Origin of the sequence: Moorena sp. SIO3B2, assembly GCF_010692525.1 — a bacterium.
Classification (GTDB): Bacteria; Cyanobacteriota; Cyanobacteriia; order Cyanobacteriales; family Coleofasciculaceae; genus Moorena; species Moorena producens.
Genome location: NZ_JAAHHE010000501.1, coordinates 1 through 3,855 on the forward strand (window position 1 = coordinate 1; position 3,855 = coordinate 3,855).

Below are 3,855 nucleotides of genomic sequence, written 5' to 3' on the forward strand. Positions count from 1 at the left end.
TCCCTCCATTGTCTATGGTTTATTAGCCTTGGGCTTATTCGTCTATGAGTTAAATTTAGGTCGAAGCATTCTCTCAGCAGGTTTGACCTTAGCGTTGTTAATTCTGCCAGTGGTGATTGTCACCACACGAGAGGCACTGCGGGCAATTCCTAATCATCTCCGGGAGGCTGCTTATGCCCTGGGAGCCAGTAAGTGGCAAATGATTTGGGATCATGTTTTGCCCTATTCGTTTGGTAGTATTCTCACAGGCGTAATCATTGGTTTATCTCGGGCAATTGGGGAAACTGCTCCTGTGGTTACCATTGGTGCTCTAGTATTTATTCGCTTTTTGCCAGATTCTCCATTAAACAGCGAATTTCCCTATATTCCCTTTCAGGGTGAATTTCCCTATCTAAACTTACAGCAGCTGTTTGCATGGCTTCAAGCTGAATTCACAGTTATGCCGATTCAGATGTTTACCTGGGTATCTAGACCTGAACGGGCATTTGAGGCAAATGCAGCCGCAGCCGGTACAGTCTTGATTGCTATGACCCTAGCTATGAATGGTATTGCTATTTATCTACGCTATCGCTTCCGTAAAGGTCTAAAATGGTAGAAAAACTATCTAATAAATTATCCGACTCAACCATTAGTAACGCCAAAGCTGAGGTGGATAACCTCAGTTTTTACTATGGTTCATTTCATGCTCTCAAAAGTATTAGTTTACTGGTGCCGGAAAAACAAGTAACCGCACTAATTGGACCGTCAGGGTGTGGCAAAACCACGTTACTGCGATGCTTCAATCGTATGCATGACCTTTATCCTGGTAATCGCTACGAGGGAGCAATCTGGCTCGACTCCGATGTCAACATTTTAGGTAAGAAAATTGACCCGATAGAAGTGCGGATGCGGATTAGCATGGTATTTCAAAAGCCTAATCCTTTTCCCAAATCAATTTATGACAATGTTGCCTATGGGTTGCGAGTCCGGGGTGAAAATAGACGTCGTCTGATAGAAGAAAAAATGGAGAAAGCGTTGCGGGGAGCGGCCTTGTGGGATGAAGTAAAAGACCGCCTCTATGACTCAGCCTATAACCTATCTGGAGGTCAACAGCAACGTCTTTGTATTGCCCGCGCTTTAGTCGCTGACCCAGAGATTATTTTATTCGATGAACCCACCTCTGCTCTTGACCCCATTGCTACTGCCAGCATTGAAGAATTAATTGCTGAGCTGAAGAAACAAGTCACAATTCTGATTGTGACTCACAGCATGCAACAGGCAGCAAGGATATCGGATTATACCGCGTTTATGTACTTGGGGGCAATGATGGAGTTTGGGGAGACTAGGCAAATCTTTGAACGACCGGCGAACTCACAGACAGAAGCTTATATTAGCGGACGCATTGGTTAGAACCTCAGCGTTGCTTAATAATGGAGTTTTGTGGAATAGGCATCTTGCCTGTTCCTTGATATTTTGGGGCGGGCAGGATGCCCACTCTACTCCTATTCATTCTTTGACTGACGCAACGCCAAAAACTCAGCAGGCTCCGGTGAGGGGATTAGCGATTAGCCCGAAGGGCTACGCTACGCGATCGCATATCGTAAACCCTTGTCAAACATCCTGCTTCCTTAAAAAATTGCTATAATTTTCGGTTGATTCCCAGTTTGAGGTCAACCTTGAAAACTGTTGCTGTCTTTTTTGAGGAAGCAGGCACCTTTTCCTACCCATTTACTAAAAAAAAGTACATACGACACATTGCCCAACTTGGTGAAGCAATAGAAGCCTTTGGTGCCAATTTTCGTGTTGTTCGTCACCAATCTTCTTATCTAGGGTCAGGACAATTTTCCCAGAGTTGGGAATTACGAGATGGACAAGTTATAGAAACCGGTCCTATCAAAGCTGATGTCATTTTCGATAAAGGATTGTTTAGCTCTGATGGAACTATCCCAGTTCTTAACTGTCAGGAAATTAACGAAATTTGCACCAAAAAATATAAAACCTTTCAGCTGTTCAGTGACTATTCTCCCCAAACCTATCTTGTTAACAGCCAAGAAGAGTTTTTTGATGCACTAGATGATATACCAGGACAGTATAAAGTTGTCAAGCCAGTAGATGGTCTTGAAGCCAGAAATGTCCACATTGGAGACGATGAGTTCTTAAAGAAGCAGGATTGCCCCTATCCCTTCTTAGTGCAAGAGTTTATCGATTCACGCTCAGGTATACCCGGTATTGTCAATGGTGTTCATGACTTTCGTGTAGCACTCCTCAACGGGGAAATTCTTCACTCTATAGTACGTACTCCAGCTTCAGGAAAATTAGTAGCATCCGTGACTGAAGGAGGCGATATGCGTGTTGTAGAAATAGAACTCATCCCTAGCACTGTCTTAGATCTAGTCGAACAAATTGAAAAACACATGGTACAGTACGGTAACCGTTTTTATGGTATTGATCTTGCCCTAGTTAACGGTCAACCGAAAATCATCGAGCTTAATTCTCGTGTTAGCATTTGGGACAATCAACAACATGAAGTATTCGCTAGCACCAAGAGGAAACTTGCCGAGGTGTTAGTAGCACTTTGATAGTTGGGTAGGGTGCGTCATAAGACGGGCGATCCCTCATTTTATGCGTAGTCGTCACCGTTGGGACAGAACGCCCGAAAATTGTAACGGGCAAGATGCCCATTCCACCCACCGGGTCAAACTGCTTTTAGGATATGCACCCTTATCAATTCCACCAAATATCTAATTATACCAAATAATAAATTATGATCGAGTTTGAAAAAATAATCAACTTAACTGTTGATAAACTCCTTAAGTATTTGCAGGAAAATAAAAATACCGATACCAAGGTAATAGATTACAAAAGCCCTCAAACCCTTAAGGAAAAACTCGATTTAAGCTTACCGGAAAACGGAGTTCCCTTAGCCGATTTAATTCCGATTATTGAATCATACCTCGATCACAGCGTGCGGACTAGTAGCCACAAGTTTTTTAACCAGCTTTGGGGTGGATTTGAGATAACTGGATTATTAGCAGAAATGGTAACTAGTACTGCTAATACTTCTATGTATACCTATGAAGTTGCTCCAGTCGCCACGCTGATAGAGATTAAATTGATTGAGGCTCTCAACGACTTGATCGGTTTTCCTCAAGGTGAGGGGTTGATGGTGACAGGAGGGAGTAATGCTAATCTGATCGCCATGCTTTGTGCGCGACACAAACTCCTACCCGAAGCCAAAAACAAGGGATTGGGAAATCACCAGCTAGTAGCATTCATCTCAGATCAAGCTCACTATTCCTTTTTCAAAGCAGCAAATTTGTTGGGCATGGGCATAGACAATGTAGTTAAAGTCAAATCCGATCACGATCAGCGCATGTGCCCGCAACAATTAGAAGCTGCTATTCAACAAAGCCTAAGGGAAGGAAAAACACCTTTCTTTGTTACAGCGACTGCGGGCACTACCGTTGCCGGTGCATTCGATCCGTTGCTCTCAATTTCAGAAATTACCAGCAAATATGGACTCTGGCTACATGTGGATGGGTCTTGGGGTGCTCCGGTTTTATTCAGCAACCAGCACAAGCACCTGTTACAAGGTAGCTCCTTAGCAGATTCGTTTACTTGGGATGCTCACAAACTTATGGGGGTGCCGTTGATTTGTTCAGCTATTCTGGTTAAACAACCAGGGACTTTATTGGAGGCTTGTTCTAGTCAAGGTACTCACTATATCTTCCACGATGATGAAGATAGTGCCTATAATCTCGGAGCTATGTCCTTGCAGTGTGGGCGGAAAGTAGATGCCCTTAAGCTGTGGCTAGCCTGGAAATACTACGGCAAAAGTGGTTATGAAGCACGGGTTGACCGCTTGTTTGAACTCGC

4 protein-coding genes are annotated in these 3,855 nt (G+C 43.6%); all 4 read left to right on the forward strand.

Annotation, left to right across the window (positions count from 1 at the left end; genetic code table 11):
- Positions 1–595, forward strand: a 595-nt coding sequence (locus F6K38_RS37000; protein WP_287359994.1) for a PstA family ABC transporter permease, incomplete at its 5' end; no start/stop codon positions are given.
- Positions 589–1,389: a phosphate ABC transporter ATP-binding protein PstB gene (pstB, locus tag F6K38_RS37005; protein ID WP_287313011.1), complete on the forward strand. Its 801-nt coding sequence runs from the start codon at positions 589–591 to the stop codon at positions 1,387–1,389. The genes F6K38_RS37000 and pstB, both read left to right, overlap by 7 nt.
- A 266-nt stretch (positions 1,390–1,655) precedes the next feature.
- On the forward strand, positions 1,656–2,558 hold the full coding sequence (locus F6K38_RS37010) for an ATP-grasp domain-containing protein (protein ID WP_287313012.1): 903 nt from the start codon (positions 1,656–1,658) through the stop codon (positions 2,556–2,558).
- Between the two features lie 185 nt (positions 2,559–2,743).
- Positions 2,744–3,855 (forward strand): pyridoxal phosphate-dependent decarboxylase family protein (locus tag F6K38_RS37015; RefSeq protein WP_287359996.1); only part of this gene is annotated, 1,112 nt, incomplete at its 3' end.

What these genes read in the sequence shown, in the direction of transcription:
- pstB (WP_287313011.1), top strand. Translation starts at nt 589, where the DNA reads ATGGTAGAAAAACTATCTAATAAATTATCCGACTCAACCATTAGTAAC.